At 67.8% G+C, this 18,415-nt stretch carries 18 protein-coding genes and 4 pseudogenes; 7 read left to right on the top strand and 15 right to left on the bottom strand.

All coding sequences use genetic code 11. The features are described 5' to 3' along the window. Positions 1–4: 4 nt before the first annotated feature. From J8M50_RS17880 to J8M50_RS17860, 5 genes and pseudogenes are all read right to left on the bottom strand, one after another. On the bottom strand, positions 5–229 hold the full coding sequence (locus J8M50_RS17880; RefSeq protein WP_075693497.1) for a hypothetical protein: 225 nt from the start codon (positions 227–229) through the stop codon (positions 5–7). Then, entirely contained in the window at positions 132–380 is a 249-nt protein-coding gene (locus J8M50_RS17875) for an alpha/beta fold hydrolase (RefSeq protein WP_231885298.1), read from the bottom strand. The genes J8M50_RS17880 and J8M50_RS17875 overlap by 98 nt, the downstream gene beginning before the upstream one ends. A gap of 243 nt (positions 381–623) precedes the next feature. After that, complete coding sequence (locus J8M50_RS17870) at positions 624–1,427, bottom strand: IclR family transcriptional regulator (RefSeq protein WP_010354078.1); 804 nt, start codon at positions 1,425–1,427, stop codon at positions 624–626. A gap of 224 nt (positions 1,428–1,651) precedes the next feature. Continuing rightward, positions 1,652–2,086 carry an FAD-binding protein gene (locus J8M50_RS17865; protein ID WP_306080762.1) on the bottom strand — a complete coding sequence of 145 codons (435 nt, stop codon included), beginning with the start codon at positions 2,084–2,086 and terminating at the stop codon, positions 1,652–1,654. Between the two features lie 196 nt (positions 2,087–2,282). Beyond that, a pseudogene (locus J8M50_RS17860) lies at positions 2,283–2,585 on the bottom strand (FAD-binding protein); the annotation flags it as partial. A 264-nt stretch (positions 2,586–2,849) separates the two neighbouring features. On the opposite strand from J8M50_RS17860, the gene J8M50_RS17855 reads away from it, so the two are divergent. Further along, a complete protein-coding gene (locus J8M50_RS17855) occupies positions 2,850–3,851 on the top strand; it encodes a MarR family winged helix-turn-helix transcriptional regulator (protein ID WP_006378900.1) in 1,002 nt (333 codons plus the stop codon). Here the strand turns inward: J8M50_RS17855 and J8M50_RS17850 are convergent. From J8M50_RS17850 to J8M50_RS49135, 3 genes are all read right to left on the bottom strand, one after another. After that, entirely contained in the window at positions 3,838–4,134 is a 297-nt protein-coding gene (locus J8M50_RS17850; RefSeq protein WP_006378921.1) for an oxidoreductase C-terminal domain-containing protein, read from the bottom strand. The genes J8M50_RS17855 and J8M50_RS17850 overlap by 14 nt on opposite strands. A gap of 114 nt (positions 4,135–4,248) precedes the next feature. Then, the gene (locus J8M50_RS17845) at positions 4,249–4,497 is read right to left on the bottom strand and encodes a hypothetical protein (RefSeq protein WP_223786222.1); all 249 of its coding nucleotides are present in this window, start codon (positions 4,495–4,497) and stop codon (positions 4,249–4,251) included. Positions 4,498–4,837: 340 nt separating this feature from the next. Continuing rightward, positions 4,838–4,963: a hypothetical protein gene (locus J8M50_RS49135; RefSeq protein WP_010354081.1), complete on the bottom strand. Its 126-nt coding sequence runs from the start codon at positions 4,961–4,963 to the stop codon at positions 4,838–4,840. A gap of 102 nt (positions 4,964–5,065) precedes the next feature. Between J8M50_RS49135 and J8M50_RS17840 the strand changes: the two genes are divergently transcribed. From J8M50_RS17840 to J8M50_RS17830, 3 genes are all read left to right on the top strand, one after another. Next, complete coding sequence (locus J8M50_RS17840) at positions 5,066–5,359, top strand: hypothetical protein (RefSeq protein ID WP_037727451.1); 294 nt, start codon at positions 5,066–5,068, stop codon at positions 5,357–5,359. A 165-nt stretch (positions 5,360–5,524) separates the two neighbouring features. After that, complete coding sequence (locus tag J8M50_RS17835) at positions 5,525–6,145, top strand: enoyl-CoA hydratase/isomerase family protein (RefSeq protein WP_010354083.1); 621 nt, start codon at positions 5,525–5,527, stop codon at positions 6,143–6,145. A gap of 25 nt (positions 6,146–6,170) precedes the next feature. Then, on the top strand, positions 6,171–6,581 hold the full coding sequence (locus J8M50_RS17830) for a hydrolase (RefSeq protein ID WP_223786221.1): 411 nt from the start codon (positions 6,171–6,173) through the stop codon (positions 6,579–6,581). A gap of 97 nt (positions 6,582–6,678) precedes the next feature. Here the strand turns inward: J8M50_RS17830 and J8M50_RS17825 are convergent. Next, positions 6,679–7,554 (bottom strand): annotated as a pseudogene (locus J8M50_RS17825) (helix-turn-helix domain-containing protein); the annotation flags it as partial. Between the two features lie 455 nt (positions 7,555–8,009). Between J8M50_RS17825 and J8M50_RS17820 the strand changes: the two are divergent. Beyond that, positions 8,010–9,149 carry an IS110 family RNA-guided transposase gene (locus J8M50_RS17820; protein ID WP_010354086.1) on the top strand — a complete coding sequence of 380 codons (1,140 nt, stop codon included), beginning with the start codon at positions 8,010–8,012 and terminating at the stop codon, positions 9,147–9,149. A 567-nt stretch (positions 9,150–9,716) separates the two neighbouring features. Continuing rightward, positions 9,717–10,943, top strand: a complete 1,227-nt coding sequence (locus J8M50_RS17815) for an IS110 family RNA-guided transposase (protein WP_061335571.1) — start codon at positions 9,717–9,719, stop codon at positions 10,941–10,943. Positions 10,944–11,078: 135 nt separating this feature from the next. Here J8M50_RS17815 and J8M50_RS17810 read toward each other — a convergent pair whose 3' ends face one another. From J8M50_RS17810 to J8M50_RS17795, 4 genes are all read right to left on the bottom strand, one after another. After that, a complete protein-coding gene (locus J8M50_RS17810; protein ID WP_010361140.1) occupies positions 11,079–11,516 on the bottom strand; it encodes a VOC family protein in 438 nt (145 codons plus the stop codon). 84 nt (positions 11,517–11,600) lie between these two features. Further along, positions 11,601–12,896, bottom strand: coding sequence for an ISAs1-like element IS1629 family transposase (locus tag J8M50_RS17805; protein ID WP_006378747.1), 1,296 nt, complete (start codon positions 12,894–12,896; stop codon positions 11,601–11,603). Positions 12,897–13,372: 476 nt separating this feature from the next. Further along, positions 13,373–13,687 (bottom strand): hypothetical protein, encoded by a 315-nt coding sequence (locus J8M50_RS17800; protein WP_223786220.1) that lies wholly within the window; start codon positions 13,685–13,687, stop codon positions 13,373–13,375. Positions 13,688–14,136: 449 nt separating this feature from the next. Then, positions 14,137–15,432 carry an ISAs1-like element IS1629 family transposase gene (locus tag J8M50_RS17795; protein ID WP_006378747.1) on the bottom strand — a complete coding sequence of 432 codons (1,296 nt, stop codon included), beginning with the start codon at positions 15,430–15,432 and terminating at the stop codon, positions 14,137–14,139. Positions 15,433–15,769: 337 nt separating this feature from the next. Here J8M50_RS17795 and J8M50_RS17790 point away from each other — a divergent pair. Then, positions 15,770–17,007 (top strand): annotated as a pseudogene (locus J8M50_RS17790) (IS256 family transposase). A 224-nt stretch (positions 17,008–17,231) separates the two neighbouring features. Here the strand turns inward: J8M50_RS17790 and J8M50_RS17785 are convergent. Both J8M50_RS17785 and J8M50_RS50395 read right to left on the bottom strand, forming a co-directional pair. After that, positions 17,232–18,002 carry a recombinase family protein gene (locus J8M50_RS17785; protein WP_006379225.1) on the bottom strand — a complete coding sequence of 257 codons (771 nt, stop codon included), beginning with the start codon at positions 18,000–18,002 and terminating at the stop codon, positions 17,232–17,234. Between the two features lie 134 nt (positions 18,003–18,136). After that, positions 18,137–18,412, bottom strand: a pseudogene (locus J8M50_RS50395) (zinc finger domain-containing protein); the annotation flags it as partial. Between the last annotated feature and the right edge of the window lie 3 nt (positions 18,413–18,415).

Raw genomic sequence — 18,415 nt, 5'->3', positions numbered from 1 at the left:
GCGTTCAATCACCCTCGCCGCCGTCGAGCACCTGGTGCAACCAGGCGCGTTCGGCCTGGCTGATGCTGCGGACCATGAGCAGCATGCCGCGGCGGTAGGGATCGGCGGTCTCCTCCGCGGACAGCGGACGATCACCCTCGTAGAAGAAGCTCGCGGAAGTCTCCAGGAACTCCAGCCGGCGCCGCAGCACGGCGTGCTCGCCGGAAGAGCTCCGGTTTGCCGATCGCAAGCTGAAGTGCGACGACTCCGCCCATAGAGTTGCCGACAACGTCGGCCTGCTGCAGTCCGAGCCCGTCGAGCAGCGCTCGCACGGCCCGCGGCGCGGCCAGCATGGGGTGCCTGTCGGTCGGATCGCTGATACCGAAGCCAGGGAACTCCAGGACGAGACAGCGGAATTGCCGCGCAAGCGTCGGCAGGTTGTGCCGGAAGTTGCGCCAGCCGGTGACAACCGGGCCCCGACCCGTGCAGCAGGAGCGGGTCAGAGCGATCCAGAGAAGCGCTTCCTCCCGGGCGTGAACGCCCGGGGTTCCGCGCTAGATCAAGCTGAACTCCCCGGTCGCCGGCAGGGGGACCGGCGACCGGGGTCTGTACAGGGACCAGGAATCTACGCGCAGAGGCGCCGCTCAGGCCGTGCCTACGCGTGCCGTGCGCAGTGCGCTTTCGCCGAACAGGTCCAGAGTGATCCGCTGCGCCATGTCGTACACCAGCGGCGCGATGCGCTCCAGTGGCGACGCGTGCCCGGCGACCAGGGAAATAGCGCCGACCGGACCCTCAGGTCCCCGGATCGCCACGCCGACGCACGCGATCCCCTCGACGCACTCCCCCCGTTCGACGGCGAGCCCTCGGTCACGCCGGATACGGCCGAGTTCACGGTGAAGTGCGGGAAGGCCGTCGACGCTCGCGCCCGTCGCGGCCGGCACCCCGTCGGCGTACAACTCGTCGATCTCTTCCGGCGGCAGCCAGGCGAGCATCGCCTTGCCGAGCGCCGTGCAGTGCGCGGGTGCCCGGCCTCCGACACGGGAGGCGACAGCGGCAGCCCGGCGGCCGCCGACCTTGTCCAGGTACTCGACATACGTCTCGTCGAGGGTGCCCAGATGTACGACGAGGTCAGTCATGACGGCGAGCTCGTGCAGCCACGGCGCGGCGGCCGCGCGCAGATCCGAGTGCCCGCTCTCCCGCGCCCCCCAGGTCCGCACTCGCCGCCCGAGGTGGTAGCCAGAGCGGGTGTGCTCGACCCACTGCAGCCGCACGAGCTGGTCGAGGATGCGGTGCGCGGTCGACCTCGGAAGTCCGGTGCGGCGGGAGACCTCCTCCAACAGCAGCCGGGTCTTCGGTCCCTCGAAGCAGTCCATGATCAACGTCATTCGCTCGACCATCGAGGGCGGTCGCACCGCGACCTCCGGTCGTGACGACAGCGCCAGCGTCATTGTCAGCACCCTTCGGCCACTGGAATTGATTTCAATTCTAGTGACGCCACGGTTACTGCCAAGAGATGTGCATGCCTTTTATCAAGTAATTTTGAGCCCGCTTTCCTCCGCTACAGAATGGAGGAATCGGGCGAAATGGCCCCAACTTGAAGGACAGCTCGGACAGATGACTGTATGCAGCCAAGTAAGGTGTGCGCCCCTCGGGGAGTACCTTGGCAGGGCACTCAGCCCGCGGCGCTCTTCGCCGCGTGCTCCATCGCCAGGTAGCTGAACACCATGGCGGGACCAATCGTGGCTCCTGCCCCGGCGTACTCGTTGCCCATCACCGCGGCCGATGCGTTGCCCGTGGCGTACAGACCAGGGATCACGCTGCCGTCCGGCCGCAGCACGCGGCCCTGAGCGTCCGTCAGTACGCCGCCCTTGGTGCCCAGATCCCCCGCCTCCGATCCGGATCGCGTAGAAGGGTCCGCCGTCAATCGTGTCGAGATTGGGGTTCGGCAGTGAGTGGTCGCCGTAATAGTTGTCGTACGGACTGTCGCCGCGCCCGCAGTCCTCGTCCCTGCCCTTGGCCGCGAAGCCGTTGAAGCGAGCGACCGTGGCCTCCAGGGCGTCCGGCGGGACCGCGATCTTCTCGGCGAGTTCGCGCAGCGTGTCCGCATTCGCCACCAGGCCGCTGCGTAGAACGAGCAGCCACGGCGCGGCGGCCGCGCGCGAGACGACCCGCCAGGCCGCCACGCCCAGCATCCGCCGGGCCTTCCACTCGCGCCGGATCATCATGAGGTTACGCGCTTCGTAGCCCGTGAACCACAGACCGAGCGGCATGGGGACGTCCAGCGCTAGCAACTTCCGCTCCTCGTCCCCCAGTTTGCGGACGTCGATCGGACGCGGCTGGATGGTCCTGCCCGCCGCCCTGCCGCCGGGCAGCTCAGGGTGATAGTCGGAGTAACCGGGACACCAGGAGAACTCCATGTGCCGACTGACGCGATGCAGCATCTCGAGCACCTCGAGCCCGCAGTCGACGTAGGCGTCGATCCGATCGGCCGCGACGCGGTCGCCGACGACAGCCCGCAGATAGTGCCGCACGTCCTCGACATCGTCCGTCTGCCCCTCCTTGCGCGGGGTGGGATTGTTGGGGATCCAGATCCCTCCGCCGGACATCGCGGTCGAGCCGCCGATCCCGGCCGCCTTCTCGACCACGAGCGACGTGAGCCCGAAGGTGTTGGGCCGTGATGGCCCCGACCATTCCGCCGGCCCCGCTGCCGCCGATCAGTACGTCGACCTCGTGGTTCCAAATGGTCCCGTCAGTGCTGGGCACCGCTGCCGACTCTCTGCCACCCGCATGGATGTGCAATGCTTGATAGATGTCCCGTATCTCGGCATACGGGCTGCCGTTCATGGAGTGGTGGGGGAAGGGGAGTCCGCGTGGACCGGGTGCCCGAGGAGCTCGCGCTGGAGAGGGCGACGCTCAGACTCATCAACACGGTCGCCTTCATGTCCGGTACGCGGGCGCACAGCCGCGGGTTGCGAGCGGTGACCGGAACCGAACTGTCGCCCTCCGACCTGCGCTTCATCGAGCTCCTCGGCAGCCGTGGCGCGGTGCCGACCAGCACGGTGGCACGCGAGCTCGGCATCGATCTCGGCCAGACGAGCCGACAGGCGGCCCAGCTCGAGGCTGCCGGACACCTCGTACGCAGCACGGATCCTGCGGATCGCCGCCGGACCCTGTTGGAACTGTCGGAGCCGGCCGCGGCGACGCTCGACCGGTGGCTGCTCGCATGGAGCCGCGACTACCTGGTGGCGGAACCCCGGTGGTCCGCTGACGGCATCGCGGCGCTCGCCGAATGGTTCACGCTCGTGTATGACCGGCTGGTGACGGCGCTGCCCGACAGCCCCCGGTCCGCGGCCGCTGACCGCTGGACGGAGCTTGCGGGTGACGACTACGACGCCGGAACCCGCGCCTTCTTCCGCCCAGTCATCGGAATCGTCACCTGGGTCGGCCAGTCCAGCGGGTTCAACGATCTGCTGGAACTCATCGACGCGCCCGTACGGCAGACCGGGCTGTTCGCCCTCCAAGTGATCCAACGCAGCGGCCCTCTCCCCGTCGCAGAGGTCGCGGCCCGGCTCGCGATCGACCCTTCGCAGGCGAGCAAGCGCCTGCGCCAGCTCACCCAACTGCGGCTGGTGGACCGCGCGGTGGACGGGTTCGACCGCCGCAGCACACTGGTCCGCATCTCGCGCAAGGGGGCGGCGCTGCTCACGCGCGTGCTCGAAGTCCAGCTGACGGTATTCCAGAAGCTGATCGACGACCTCAGCTCCGAGGACCGACAGCGCTGGACGCCCTTGGTCGAGTCGTATGTCACCACGCTGCTCGACGCTCGGGGCTCGACCGGCCCGTCCGGAGGAGATCTGTTCAGCCGGAACTGACCGCATTCGCGGTCACCGCCTTGATGAGCGTCTTCAGCGATACGTCCGGATCCATGAGATCGGAAGCCGCGATCTCCGTTCCGGAGGCCAGCGCCTTCTTCAAGGCCATGAAGTCGGCGGTCGCGTTGACGGCCTCGACAGCCGCCAGTCGCCCGTCCCGGTAGTAGCCGACGAGGCATCTGTCGCGATCGCCGAATTGGCGTGTGACAGCAGTGTCGTCGCTCGCACGCAGTCCGACGATCCGGATGCGCAGGCTGCCCTGATCCGACCAGAACCACGGCACGCACGTGTACGGACGACGCTCGCCGAGGATCGTGGCGGCCGCGGCATCGGGCCGGGCCCTGCGCGGCGAGTTCCACCACGCGCACGCCCGCCAGCGGTCCGCTTCCGGTCGCCATCAGAACCCCTCGGGAGCGGTGCCGACGACGCCCTGCTCCACCAGGCCGGCGTACGCCTCCTCGGTCAGCCCCAGTTCACCGATCAGCACCTCGCGATTGTGTTCGCCCAGGGTCGACGGGCGCCGAGTGAGCCAGGCGGGCCGGCCTCGGTGGCGGAACGGGAGAGTCGGCAACGGAACCGTGCCGGCATAAGGCAGTTCGGCCGTTTCGTACGCGCCTCGTCCTGCGAGGTGAGGGTGCTCGTGCACCCACCGACTGTCGATGGACACGGCGGCGGGGACACCGGCCGCGAGGAGCAGACCGACGACTCATCGGCCTCACGCTCCGCGACCCAGGCGCCGATTCGGGCCTCCACCTCGTCCGCAGCCTGCCGGCCGTCACGGTCGGCTAGGGTTGGATCGGTGCGCCAGTACGTCGCCCGGCTTCCATGCCCGTCTCGACGGCCGCACCTGGCGGGTCGACGGCGCGATGTCGCACGATACGCGCGTGGCGCCGGGCGAGCGCCTGGCGCACCGAAGGGTCGTCCAGGACATACGAGCCATCAGGCGCCTTGGTCTCGGCGGCCCACGCCCGCACACTCGCGAGGATCTACTCGAAGGGCGCCGTGGCCACCACGGCGACGCGTTCGGTGTTGAGCTGACCGGTGATCATGGCCCAGCCGTTGTTCTCCCCACCGATGCAGTTCTCCACCGGCACCCGGACGTTGCGGAGCACTTTCTCCTTAGGGGAACAGGTCTTACTGTGTGGGACACATAACCGCTTCGCTGTTCGCAGGACACCTGCCAACAGCGCAGATGCGGGAGAACTAACGGCTTCATGACAAGCAAATTCCTGATGAGCGGCCGCCTGGAACTCACCGCAGCGGGCGCCCCGGTGACGCCGCTTCATGTCGTTCCGCTCGACGGCATGGACTGGGACGACCCCTTGCTCCCGCCTCGCGTAGCTCCTGCTCCGCTGCTCGTGGGCGTTGCCACCGCGCCGCTCCCACCCGAAGCGGTGCCGGTCGTCGAGCAGCTCACGGTCACCCTCGGCGGCGGACTCGCCCCGTACTGCGCGGGGACTGCTTCGGATGTCGACGCCGTCCGTGCCACGGTCGCCGGCGCTCCGTAGGCTGCGCTGACGCTGGACGAAACGCTCCGAGCGACGCCCAAGGCGACGGTCGCCGAAGGACTGCTCATCGAGTCCCTCTCATACTCGATACTGCTCGGCGCCAGGGAGTTCGCGGCTTGGCGATCGCGCTCCAAGCCGCGCCCCACGGCGGCCTGTGCGGATCCGGTGCTCCTCGACCGGGACGACGGCACGCTACGGATCACTCTCAACAAGCCCAAACGGCATAACGCGTTCGGCCACGCCGTGCGCGACGGGCTGCTCGAAGGGCTGGAGTTAGCGCTCCTCGATCGAAGCGTGGAACACGTTGTGGTGAGTGGCGCAGGCCCGTCGTTCTGCAGCGGTGGCGACCTGGACGAATTCGGCACGGCGCCGGACATGGCGACCGCTCACCTCCTCAGGCTGCACCGCTCCGCCGCGCGTCATGTCGCCGCTCTCGGCGACCGAATCCGCTTCGAGGTGCACGGTGCCCGCGTCGGCGCGGGCGTCGAAGTACCGTCCTTCGCACCCCGCGTGACGGCGGCAGACGACGCGTACTTTCGGTTGCCCGAGCTGGAGATGGGCCTGATCCCGGGAGCCGGGGGCACGGTTGGCGTCACACGCAGGATCGGGCGGTGGCGGACGGCGTATCTCGCGTTGACCGGGCACGCCATCGATGCGACGCCGGCGCTGGACTGGGGACTGGGGGACGCACGTGCCGAGAGAGGGGATCCGCACCGGCGGAGCATGGAGGAACTCCCGTGCCGACACGGTCTTCCGCGACGTCGAGGTCGACGGCCGAAGGGTTGACGTCCACGTACGCGGTGCGACCGTCGTGGCGGTCGGTTATATCACCCCCGTCGCAGGGGCAGAGGTGGTCGAGGGTCATGGCGACGCTCTGCTGCCCGGGCTGCACGACCACCATCTGCATCTCCTCGCGATGGCGGCCGCCGCGTCCTCCGTCGACTGCGGTGTCCACGCGGGCGACCCTGACGGGCTGGCCGCCGCGCTGCGCTCGGCCCCCGGCACCTGGGTGCGCGCCGTCGGCTACCACGAGCGCACAGCGGGCCACCTCGACCGGCAGGGTGCTCGACGCATGGGTGCCCGACCGGCCGTGCGTGTCCAGCACCGCAGCGGGGCCCTGTGGATTCTCAACTCCCCTGCGCTGGCTCTCGTCCACCACATCCTGGACCACTCACCCGAAGTGGAACGCGATGCCGTCGGCCGCCCCACGGGCCGACTGTGACGCTACGACGGCCCTGTTCTCGTATAGCTACGGCGAGGGGGCAAGTAGCTCAGTGTGATTTCAGGGCCTCTGCACGGAAGATTTCAAGTCCAGTGAGACGGTCGTACACCGGAGGGCCGGCGGCTTCTTGCATCCGCTTGGCTGCACTCCGCGCGTGCTTGATCCGGTCCTTCGCTTCAGCCTTGCGACCACCGCGCGCGGCAGAGACAGCAGCGCGCAGTTGCAATGTCCCCCAGGCCCGAACAGCCAGCGGGTCACCGCGGTCGTACTCTCGCTGCACGCTGCGAATCGCCTTGTCGGACAGGGCAACAGAGTCGTCCCAGTCTGCCGTTGCCCACATGTCCCACACGCGCATCCAGTCGGCGACGGCAGGCATCACCGGGTCGCCCGACAGCCGCGCAGACCAAGCAGCTCGTTCGCATGCCATGGCCACCAGCTCCGGGTGTCCAAGCGCGTGCGCGGCAGTGTGGGCGAACTTGCAGCACACCGCGTAGATGGCATACGCCTCTTCCTGCTCATGGCCCGTGGCGACTTCGGCCAGGGCGCGCGCCTCACGGAACAGGTCGGGGAGCACCTGCACGATCGCCACGTTCGCGGCAGCGTCGCGGAGGCGATGCAGGCGGGTGGTTTCCTGCCACAGCTGACCGGCTGTACGGGGCGTTCCGTCGAAGACGGGAGCGAGGTCGTAGCGGCGCAGCTCGCGCATGATCGCGGCGGCAGACACCTGCCACTGGTTCTCGGCCGGTGCGGTGTTGTTGTACGGACGCCCGATCAGGTCGTTCGGGTGTACATGCAGTTCCGAGGCGAGCAGGTTGAGCAGGCCGACGCGGTCGAGTTCGATGTGGCCGCGTTCCATCTTGGACACCCAACCCTGTGTTTTGCCCAGGGCGGCAGCGAGGTCGGCTTGCGTCATGCCAAGGCGGAGCCGTGCGCGACGTGCGCGACGGCCGATCTCTTCGGCTTCTTCCAGCATCAGCGCGCCCCCCTGGGGGTGAGGCGCCAGCGTTCGAGAGGGCGGCGAGGCATCGTGCTCCATCCATCAGGGCTTGTCCCCTTGACGGTACCGAGGTCGCTGGGCCGAGTGTGGAGTGCCCAGGGCAGGAGGTGACTACTTGTGGTGCCTGGGTCAGTCCAGCCCCGACGAACCGGCGGCTGGCTGCCATGGCTCCAGCCCAGCCTGCCGGGCTGCACTCAACAGTTCCCTACGTTGTCTGCGGGACAGGGCGAGCCCTTCGTATGGTTCTTCCACCCAGGGGCGTCGGGCGTGGCTTTCAAAGTTCTGCCGCTTGGGGCAACCAGCGATTGGCCACCCGACGCCCCACGACGACTCGGCTGCCAATTAGGAATTGCGAATGATCGCTCCGTAGGGAATCGACAGCGAGGTCGTCCGTCGGGAGGCACCGAGCACACCCACCGCACGGAGGCACCATGGCCGCGATCTGGGCCGGCATCGACGCAGGCAAAACCCACCACCACTGCGTCGCGATCAACGAGAGCGGCCACCGGCTGCTGTCCCGGCGCGTCGCCAATGACGAGCCCGAACTCCTAGAACTCCTCACCGACGTCCTAGCCCTTGGCGACGAGGTGACCTGGGGCATCGACCTGGCCGACGGCGGAGCCGCCCTGGCCATCACAGTCCTCTTCAACCACGACCAGCAGGTCCACTACATCTCCGGCCGCGCCATCCACCGCGCCTCCGAGAGCTACCGCGGCGAAGGCAAGACCGACGCCAAGGACGCCGCCGTCATCGCCGACCAGGTCCGCATCCGCCGCGACCTGAACCCCTTACGCACCGGCGACGAGACCGTCACCGACCTCAAGATCCTCACAGGTCGCCGTATAGACCTGGTCGCCGACCGCACCCGCATCGTCAACCGGCTCCGGGCCCAGCTGCCCGGCATCTTCCCCGGCCTGGAACGGGTCCTGGACCTCACCAACAAGGGCCCGCTGACCCTGCTGACCGGCTACCAGACCCCCGCGGCCATCCGCAGACTTGGCGCCAAGCGCCTGGAGACCTGGCTGCGGAACCGCAAGGTCCTCCGAGCCGACCAGCTCGCCGAGGCCGCGGTCGAAGCCGCCGAACGCCAGCACACCAGCCTGCCCGGCGAGAAGCTGACCGCCCAGATGGTGCACACCCTGGCGAAGGAGGTGATGGCCCTCAACGAGCAGGTCGCCGAGCTCGGAAAGCTCATCGAGGCCCGATTTCGCGATCACCGACACTTCGAGGTGATCACCAGCATGCCCGGCCTCGGCATCATCCTCGGTGCCGAGTTCCTGGCCGCCACCGGCGGTGACATGGCCGTCTTCGGAACCCCCGACCGCCTCGCCGCCTTCGGCGGCGTCGCCCCGGTCCCGCGCGACTCCGGCAAGATCAGCGGCAACCTGCGGCGCCCGCAACGCTACAACCGCCGGCTCCAGCGCGTGCTCTACACCTCCGCGCTGATCAGCATTCGGCGGTCCGAGGCATCCCGGCGGTTCTACGACCGCAAACGCGCCGAGGGCAAGCGCCATACCCAGGCCGTCCTTGCCCTCGCACGCCGCCGCGTCAACGTCCTAATTCCCCTGTAAGGAACTCACCGGCTCTCGCCAGTCGGCGAGTTGGTTCGAACAGGTTGTGACGCCTGCACTCCACCGGGCCGTCAAGGTCTCCGACGAGCACGGCTGCGCAACCCAGCTGGCGGGTGGTGGCCTCGTGAGTTCCGGATACCTCTCAACGTCACGGCCAAGATGCCTTCCCAGAGAGCGGTGCCATCGGGTGCCCTCGTGTCCGCCACCCACCCAGCGCTGACGCTGCTGTTGGTTGTGTGGGCTCCGGACGCACGCCTTCTTTCAGCCTGGCCATGATGCCTCCGCCAAGATCGGCGGCGTTCGGCGCCTTCACGACCACCAGCGGCGTCAACACCGTCTGCTTGATCACTCGTTGGAGTTGGTGGTGCGAGCCCGTCGCACGGTGATCTCTCGCTTACCCCGAGCGCCTGAGCTCTGGGAACAGACCGGGGCCCGTGCGGTGAGCTGGTGCCACGAACGGCTAGTGAGGTGTCGGCCCGATCCGTGATCGAGGCCTGGAATTAGGTCGCTGCGTGGCCCCGCATGCGCTCGTGACCAGCGCGAACACCCGCACATAGAGGAGGGAAGTTGATCTACTGCGGCATCGACTGGGCCGAGAAGACGCACGACGTCGCCCTGGTCGACGACGACGGCAAGCTCCTGGCCAAGCGCCACATCACCGACGACGCAGCCGGCTACAAGATCCTCCTGGACCTGCTCGCTGAGCACGGCGACACCGAGGACGATCCCATTCCGATCGCCATCGAGACCTCCCGCGGCCTGCTCGTCGCCGTGCTCCGGACCGGGAAGCGGCAGGTCTACGCGATCAACCCGATGGCCGCCGCCCGCTACCGCGACCGCCACGCGGTCACCCGGAAGAAGTCCGACCCCGGCGACGCCCTCGTCCTGGCGAACATCCTGCGAACCGATATGCACGCGCATCGGTCGCTGCCGCAGGACAGCGACCTTGCCCGCGCCATCGCCGTCCTCGCGCGCGCCCAGCAGGACGCAGTCTGGAACCGGCAGCAGCTGTCCAACCAGCTCCGCTCGCTCCTGCGCGAGTACTTCCCCGCCGCCCTCGACGCCTACCTGCACTGGCAGAACGGCCTCTGCCGCCCCGAGGCCAGAGTCCTGCTGGAACTCGCACCCACCCCGACGAGAGCCGCCAGGCTGTCGATCGCGCAACTGCACTCGGCGCTCAAACGCGCCGGCCGCCAACGCCGGATCGGCACCGACGCCGAACGCATCCGCGAGGTTCTGCGGGCCGACTACGCGCACCAGCCACCGTTGGTCGAGGACGCGCTCGGCAAGCAGATGCTCGCCCTGCTGCGGCAGCTCGACGCCGCCTGCATCGCCGCCGACCAGCTCGCCGAGGCGGTGGAAGAGGCTTTCCCTCAGCACCCGGACGCCGAGATCATCCTGAGCTTCCCCGGACTCGGAACCCAGCTCGGCGCCCGGATCCTCGCTGAGATCGGGGACGATCACACCCGCTTCACCACCGCCCGCGGCATGAAGGCCTACGCCGGCGCATCCCCGATCACCAGGGCCTCTGGGAAGAAGTCCAGCATCACCAGACGCTGGGTGAAGAACGACCGGCTCAACCACACCGGCTACCTCTGGGCCTTCGCAGCCCTAACCGCCTCCCCCGGGGCCAAGGCACACTACGACCGACGCCGCGAGGCCGGGGACTGGCACGCCGCCGCTCAGAGGAACCTGTTCAACAAGATGATCGGCCAGCTCTACCACTGCCTCCAGAAACACATCCTGTTCGACGAGACTCTCGCCTTTCGCATCGAACTACCCGCCGCTGCTTGACACGTTGCAACCGTGAGGTGTCTCTGGGCCCTCCTCCGCGACGGACGGCGCTACGAGCCCGCTCCGCCGACAAGGGCTGCCGCATAGGAAGGGACGCGACACGCTGCGCGCGGCCAATTGGCCTGACCGACCCCGTCAGACCAGGCAAAACTCGTTACCTTCCGGGTCTGCCATCACCACGTGATCCGGCCTGCCCTGCAACTCGTCCTCGCGGACCACGGTCGCGCCCGCAGTGGTCAACCGCTGCACCGCCTCGACCACGCGCGGCCAGCGCACCTCCCACGGGGTTTCACGGCCGCCACCAACTTGCACGTCGATATGCAGCCGGTTCTTCGCCACCTTCGGCTCCGGCACCTTCAGGAAGGACAAGGTGGGGCCCACGCCATCCGGATCTGACAGGTACGCCCCGTCATCCCACTCGTCCTCCGGAACCTCATGATGCGAGAACCACTCCTCCCAGCTCCCGAACCCTGCGGGCGCGGGCTTCTCCGCGTAGCCCAACGCCAGCGCCCAGAACGCGGCCAGTTTCCCCGGGTACGCACAGTCGATCGTCAAGCTCCACTTGGTCGCCATGAGCCCTCCCCAGTCGGATGAACGGACTGTACCCCGCACCTCCGACACCAGGGCCCCGGCGTTTGCCCGGGTCGTCCGGTTTGATCATGTGATGCCGTAGAGGCTGAGGACGAGGGTGCGTTCGGTGTGGGCTCGGCGGCCGGCGGCGGTGTTGACGTACCCGGCAAGCTTGAGCGCACCGCGGATCAGGTCGCGGACGGCGGCGAGGACTGAGGGCGTGTTGTGGGTCCTGACCTGGGACTTGTCCTCGTTGAAGGTCACATCCCGACACCAGTGGACGGTGTTCTCCACGGTCCAGTGCCCGCGAGCCCATGAAGCGATCTCGGCGGCACTCGCTTCCTCGGCGGGCAGGTCGGTGATGGCGTAGACGGTCTCGCTGGACCACTTCTTCGCTCCGTAGAGACGGCGTCTGCGCTGGATGCGCAGGACCTGGGCCGCGTGGGGAAAGAGCAGGCCGTTGACGGTGACGACCTGGACGAGACGCTGTTCGTGGCGGCCGTGGCCGCGGGCGTCGTCACGGTGGATGACGGGGATCTCCTTCCAGGGCAGGGCGTGGAGCTGACGGGCTTGGCCGCGCTGGTTGTTCTTGATGGTCAGCAGGTAGTGGGCGCCGCGTTCGTGCAGGTAGGTGGCGTGGTCGCGTTGGGCGTGGAGGGCGTCGGCGGTGACGACGGCCCCCTTGAGATCGGCGTCGTCGAGCTGGTCGAGCAGGGGTTGGAACTCGGGGATTTCGTTGGTCTTCGCGCCGATCTCGCGGGAGGCGAGGGTGATGCCGTCGCCGTGCCGGACGGCGGAGAGCACGAAGACGCGGCTGCCGTCCGGGCGCTTCGCACTGCGCAGGCACTTGCCGTCCACCGCGATGGCCCGGCGCCGGGAGCGCACCGGTTCGGCGCGGGCGGCCGCCCGGTGGGCGCGGCGCTGTTCGCGTTCGATGCCGCCGTCGGGCATGAGCGGCTCGGGAGAGTGGGACACCGTGGACAGCAGGGGCCGCAGGTGGTCGTAGCCGGCCGCGCTGACCTCACCGGGATCGAGCCGCCCCAGAACGGTGCGCAAGGTCTTCTCGCTCGGGATCCGGTAGCGGCCGCGCAACGGATGGTAGGGCAGACCGAAAGCGGCCAGTTCCTCAGGCGTCGCACGTCGGCACCACTCCGCCGCCGCGGTGATGGAGTCATGGCCCGCCGGGGTCATCGCACAGACCACCAGGGCCAGCAGCGAGGAGACCCGGTAGCGCACCCCGCACGCCCCGCGAGGATCGGTGACCGACTCGAACTCGGCAACCAGGCCGCGGACTTGGTCTCGCGCGGCATCCGAGCCGAGGGCCTCCAGGCGGGGCGCCGGAGAGACGGGAACGACGGCAGGGGATGATGGAGGAACGAACACGGCACCTTCGTGGATCTTGCAGCGTAGAGAACTCCATGATCCACAGGTGCCGTGTTCATCTGCTTCCGAGGCCCGCCAGCATGATCAACCGGCCCAGGCCGGGGCGATCCGGGCAAACGCCGGGGCCCTGCCTCCGACACCTCCTGCCCGCTACCTCAGGCGTGCGCCACGGCTTGACGAACGGCATTAGGAATCGCCGACCGCAGCCCCCGTTTTTTGGGGCCCCGGCCACGTGCTGAGATCCAGGGCTTGCCGTCGGCCCTCACTCGTGTCGTGGTTCTGAGCGCGCCAATCCGGCATGACTCGGTTCGGTGGCAAAAAGACTAAGTTCAATTTCGAAACAATGAAATCCGGAGCTCACCCGAGACACCAGCCGGACTATAGATTTGCCCACCAAGAGCCACGGAAAGCGAAACGACCTGCCAACGGAGTCGGCAGGTCGTCACGAAGGATCGAGCTTCTTTAAGGCCAGTCAGCTACTTTCTCGTTATCCATATAGCAACCGACGACACCTGGTCATTCCACGGCAAATTGGGTATGCCTTGATCGAAATTGAAGCGCTGGGCATTGTTGGAGCTGCTCGCCCTGAACCGTGTTTCGTACTCTCCGAGCGGCACCTGCCCGCCATTGTCTCGATAAAATTGCTGATGAATCGTGACTGTTTCATTCGGGTGATTGGCGCGCGACATCACACTCCCGAGAATGCGAAAGGAGGACATGGTGTCGCTCTGGTCGCGGTACAGTTCATGGAGGTCAATTGTCGATACCGTCGGCCCGTCATCGAAATTCACTGACCATCTGCTACTCGAGCCACTACCTCCCGCACACTGGTAATTCGTGTCGCAATACCCCACAGCAGTGAAGGTGGAATTGGCGAACGCAGCGGAAGGATTTGCGACCACAACGCCCGACGCGGCGAGAATAGTCGCAAGGCTCGTAAGAACGCGACGCTTTGGCGAACTTGATTGAGTCTTTGGCGTCACTCCAGAGGTTCGCATGAGATCTCCAAGAGTGCGAATTTTCAGATTCACTACACGTCCTCTCTGCAGGCGAGGTGTTTTAAAAGGCGCTTTCAGGAAGAAGCATACCGGCCCAAGCACTGGTTGGCCCCCGTTACGTCCGGGGCTTCCGTTCGCGCTCATCTTCGCGCTGTCTCGGCGTGGGCACCTCGACCGAAAGGCCAGAAACCTGCAGACCTTGACCCCAGGGCCCCGGCGTTTGCCCGGGTCGTCCGGTTTGATCATGTGATGCCGTAGAGGCTGAGGACGAGGGTGCGTTCGGTGTGGGCTCGGCGGCCGGCGGCGGTGTTGACGTACCCGGCAAGCTTGAGCGCACCGCGGATCAGGTCGCGGACGGCGGCGAGGACTGAGGGCGTGTTGTGGGTCCTGACCTGGGACTTGTCCTCGTTGAAGGTCACATCCCGACACCAGTGGACGGTGTTCTCCACGGTCCAGTGCCCGCGAGCCCATGAAGCGATCTCGGCGGCACTCGCTTCCTCGGCGGGCAGGTCGGTGATGGCGTAGACGGTCTCGCTGGACCACTTCTTCGCTCCGTAGAGACGGCGTCTGCGCTGGATGCGCAGGACCTGGGCCGCGTGGGGAAAGAGCAGGCCGTTGACGGTGACGACCTGGACGAGACGCTGTTCGTGGCGGCCGTGGCCGCGGGCGTCGTCACGGTGGATGACGGGGATCTCCTTCCAGGGCAGGGCGTGGAGCTGACGGGCTTGGCCGCGCTGGTTGTTCTTGATGGTCAGCAGGTAGTGGGCGCCGCGTTCGTGCAGGTAGGTGGCGTGGTCGCGTTGGGCGTGGAGGGCGTCGGCGGTGACGACGGCCCCCTTGAGATCGGCGTCGTCGAGCTGGTCGAGCAGGGGTTGGAACTCGGGGATTTCGTTGGTCTTCGCGCCGATCTCGCGGGAGGCGAGGGTGATGCCGTCGCCGTGCCGGACGGCGGAGAGCACGAAGACGCGGCTGCCGTCCGGGCGCTTCGCACTGCGCAGGCACTTGCCGTCCACCGCGATGGCCCGGCGCCGGGAGCGCACCGGTTCGGCGCGGGCGGCCGCCCGGTGGGCGCGGCGCTGTTCGCGTTCGATGCCGCCGTCGGGCATGAGCGGCTCGGGAGAGTGGGACACCGTGGACAGCAGGGGCCGCAGGTGGTCGTAGCCGGCCGCGCTGACCTCACCGGGATCGAGCCGCCCCAGAACGGTGCGCAAGGTCTTCTCGCTCGGGATCCGGTAGCGGCCGCGCAACGGATGGTAGGGCAGACCGAAAGCGGCCAGTTCCTCAGGCGTCGCACGTCGGCACCACTCCGCCGCCGCGGTGATGGAGTCATGGCCCGCCGGGGTCATCGCACAGACCACCAGGGCCAGCAGCGAGGAGACCCGGTAGCGCACCCCGCACGCCCCGCGAGGATCGGTGACCGACTCGAACTCGGCAACCAGGCCGCGGACTTGGTCTCGCGCGGCATCCGAGCCGAGGGCCTCCAGGCGGGGCGCCGGAGAGACGGGAACGACGGCAGGGGATGATGGAGGAACGAACACGGCACCTTCGTGGATCTTGCAGCGTAGAGAACTCCATGATCCACAGGTGCCGTGTTCATCTGCTTCCGAGGCCCGCCAGCATGATCAACCGGCCCAGGCCGGGGCGATCCGGGCAAACGCCGGGGCCCTGACCTTGACCCGCAGTCTGGCCGAATGGCTGAGGCGATTGGCGATCTGAAGTGCTAGCAGTTCGCTCCCGCCGTGGTTGCGTCCATGGAGATGGTGTACGGGTTCGACCTGATCCGGGGGTTTGCTCCGGCGTCGGGATGAGGCCCGCATAGATGAACGGCCACCGGCTGATCTTCGAGGTGTCGAAGCCTCGAAGGAGATCAGCACGATGACCGCATCCGACAGTCTGCCCCTGCACGCCCTCGCCGAAGACAACCTCGCCGCGGCGAGTCCCGATCTGCTGCGCGCGATGGTCAAGACGTTCGCTGACGCGCTCATGTCCGCGGAGGCGGATGCCCTCTGCAATGCTGAATACGGGCAGGTCAGCGAAGAGAGAGTCAACCACCGGAACGGATATCGCCCGCGCGAGTGGGACACGAGGGCCGGCACCGTCGAACTCGCCATCCCCAAGCTCAGGAGCGGGAGTTACTTCCCGCACTGGCTGCTGGAGCGACGTCGCCGGGCCGAGCAGGCCCTCATCTCGGTGGTCGCCACCGCCTACCTGCTGGGCGTGTCCACCCGCCGTGTCGAGAAGCTCGCCGAGTCCCTCGGCGTCACCCAGCTGTCGAAGTCCCAGGTCAGCGCGATGGCGAAGCACCTGGACGAGCAGGTCGCCGCTTCCGCAACCGGCCCCTGGATCAGGGCCCTTACGCGTTCGTCTGGGTGGACGCGCTGACCCAGAAGGTCCGCGAGGGCGGCCGGATCATCAACGTCCACGCCTTGATCGCGGTCGGCGTCAACGCCGACGGGCACCGCGAGATCCTCGGCATCGATGTCGCCACCGCCGAGGACGGCGCCGGCTGGCTGGCCTTCCTGCGCTCGCTGATCGCCCGCGGCCTGTCCGGCGTCCAGCTGGTCATCTCCGACGCGCACGCCGGCCTGATCGACGCCATCGGCGCGGTCCTGCCCGGCGCGAGCTGGCAGCGATGTCGCACTCATTACGCCCGCAACCTGCTCAGCCAGGTCCCGAAATCGGCCCAGCCCTGGGTGGCCACGCTGCTGCGGACCGTCTTCGAACAACCCGACACCGACGCCGTGAAGGCCCAGATGCAGCACGTCCTGGACGCGCTGGAGGCCAAGTTTCCCAAGGCCGCAGCCCACTTGGACACCGCCCAGCACGACCTGCTGGCCTTCACCGCCTTCCCACGCGAGATCTGGCGGCAGATCTGGTCGAACAACCCGCAGGAACGGCTGAACAAGGAGATCCGCCGCCGCACCGACGTGGTCGGCATCTTCCCCGACCGCACCGCCGTCATCCGGCTCGTCGGCGCCGTGCTGGCCGAACAGAACGACGAGTGGACCGAGGCCCGCCGCTACATGGGACTCGACCTGCTGGCCAAAGCCTGCCTCCACCCGATCGAGTCAGAAACCCACGAGACCGACCTGCCCACCGAACTCACCGCATAGCCTCAAAAGGAGATCACCGAGTGGCCGTCAATACACCACTCCAGCGGACGTGACCCCCGCCGTGGTCGCCAGTCAGGGGCATTGCGTGAACGAGATCTGTCTGGGCGCGGCGATGTAGGTCTGGCGTCCGGCTGTCCTGGCGGAAGACGCTGATGGCGAGGTTGCGCAGGGAGGCCATGGCGCGGGGCAGCTTGCCGATTTCTCACACACACCGAGGGACCCTGCTATCCAGGCAGGGCCCCTCGAAGCAGCTCAGTCACCCAATTCGATACCCAAACTGTCCGCGAGTTCGCGGAGGTCTTCAACCGAGATCTGGGGGGCTTTCGCCGCTTGCCGAGATGCCCAACGCTCCAAAATTTCGTCCATGGCGGCTCTGACCTGCACTTTCTCCAAGTGTCTTGACTCAAGTATCTGACGGAAGGCTTGTGTCCCTTGCGCTTGCCGGTGGGGATGAACAGGTCGGGCTGGATCTGCCCGACGGACTCGCCGCCGGCCCGGCGCCGGAGCACGGTGTGCAGCATGTCGTCGGTCATCGCCGGGGGCCGGCCGCCGTGCTTGCCCTTGCGGGCCGCGGTGTCCAGGCCCTCCAACGTGGACTCGCGGATGTTCTCTCGCTCGGTCTCCGCCATCGCCGCGAAGTACGCGAACAGCAGCTTGCCCGGGCCAGTGGGGTCGTAGATGCCGGGCAGGGGTCCGGCGAGCATCTCCAGGACCAGGCCGTGGGCGGTGAGGTGGTCGGTGAGCGCGGTGAGTTCGGCGGCGTCGCGGCCGAGGCGCTTCATCTCGTACACGGTGAAGATGACCCGGCAGTGCGGGGCGTGCGCCTTGACCTCCCGCGCGGTTCGCAGCGCCTTCTCGAACCGGGGCCGGACCCGCACCCGGGTGCTGATCTTCTCGCTGAAGATCTTGCCCCTCGGGATGCCGTGCTTGCTGAGCGCGTCGAGCTGGGAGTTGAGCGTCGAGCATCGCGCGTTAGCCGATGTGGATGTCCGCACTCGGCAGGTCCGGGTCGATCGGCGCCGGTGGCGGGGTGCCGGGCCGCCACGGCCGACCCCGGCCCACGGTCGGCCGGGGTCGGCACCCGCAGCGCCTTCTTCAGCCGGGGCACCTTCGTGAAGCGGCGGGTGTGGTAGGCGGAGGCGACCGCGCCGCCGCGCGAGCGGCACGGGGAACCGGGCTGGGCGACGCACTTCGGACAGGCGTGCTGTTCGGCGTCGTCGGCGTCCGACCGGTCGGTTGAGGAAGGAAGCCGAGGGTCCGTCACGGGCCCGGATCTTCGCACAATGCAAGTCTCAGAAGGAGGCCCGTCCTGCTTCTTAGTGAGAACGGGTTCTGCGAACGAACCCGGGATCGGCGGGGGTCCGGCGGCCCGCGATTGATCTTGCTCGCGCAAAGGACTGTTCATGAG

Origin of the sequence: Streptomyces acidiscabies, assembly GCF_020010905.1 — a bacterium.
Lineage (GTDB): Bacteria > Actinomycetota > Actinomycetes > Streptomycetales > Streptomycetaceae > Streptomyces > Streptomyces acidiscabies.
This window is presented reverse-complemented; position numbering and strand designations above follow the sequence as displayed.

What these genes read in the sequence shown, in the direction of transcription:
- J8M50_RS17810 (WP_010361140.1), bottom strand. Translation starts at nt 11,516, where the DNA reads ATGGCGACCAAGTGGAGCTTGACGATCGACTGTGCGTACCCGGGGAAA.
- J8M50_RS17820 (WP_010354086.1), top strand. Translation starts at nt 8,010, where the DNA reads ATGGCCGCGATCTGGGCCGGCATCGACGCAGGCAAAACCCACCACCAC.
- J8M50_RS17870 (WP_010354078.1), bottom strand. Translation starts at nt 1,427, where the DNA reads ATGACGCTGGCGCTGTCGTCACGACCGGAGGTCGCGGTGCGACCGCCC.
- J8M50_RS17840 (WP_037727451.1), top strand. Translation starts at nt 5,066, where the DNA reads ATGACAAGCAAATTCCTGATGAGCGGCCGCCTGGAACTCACCGCAGCG.
- J8M50_RS17865 (WP_306080762.1), bottom strand. Translation starts at nt 2,086, where the DNA reads ATGCGGACACGCTGCGCGAACTCGCCGAGAAGATCGCGGTCCCGCCGG.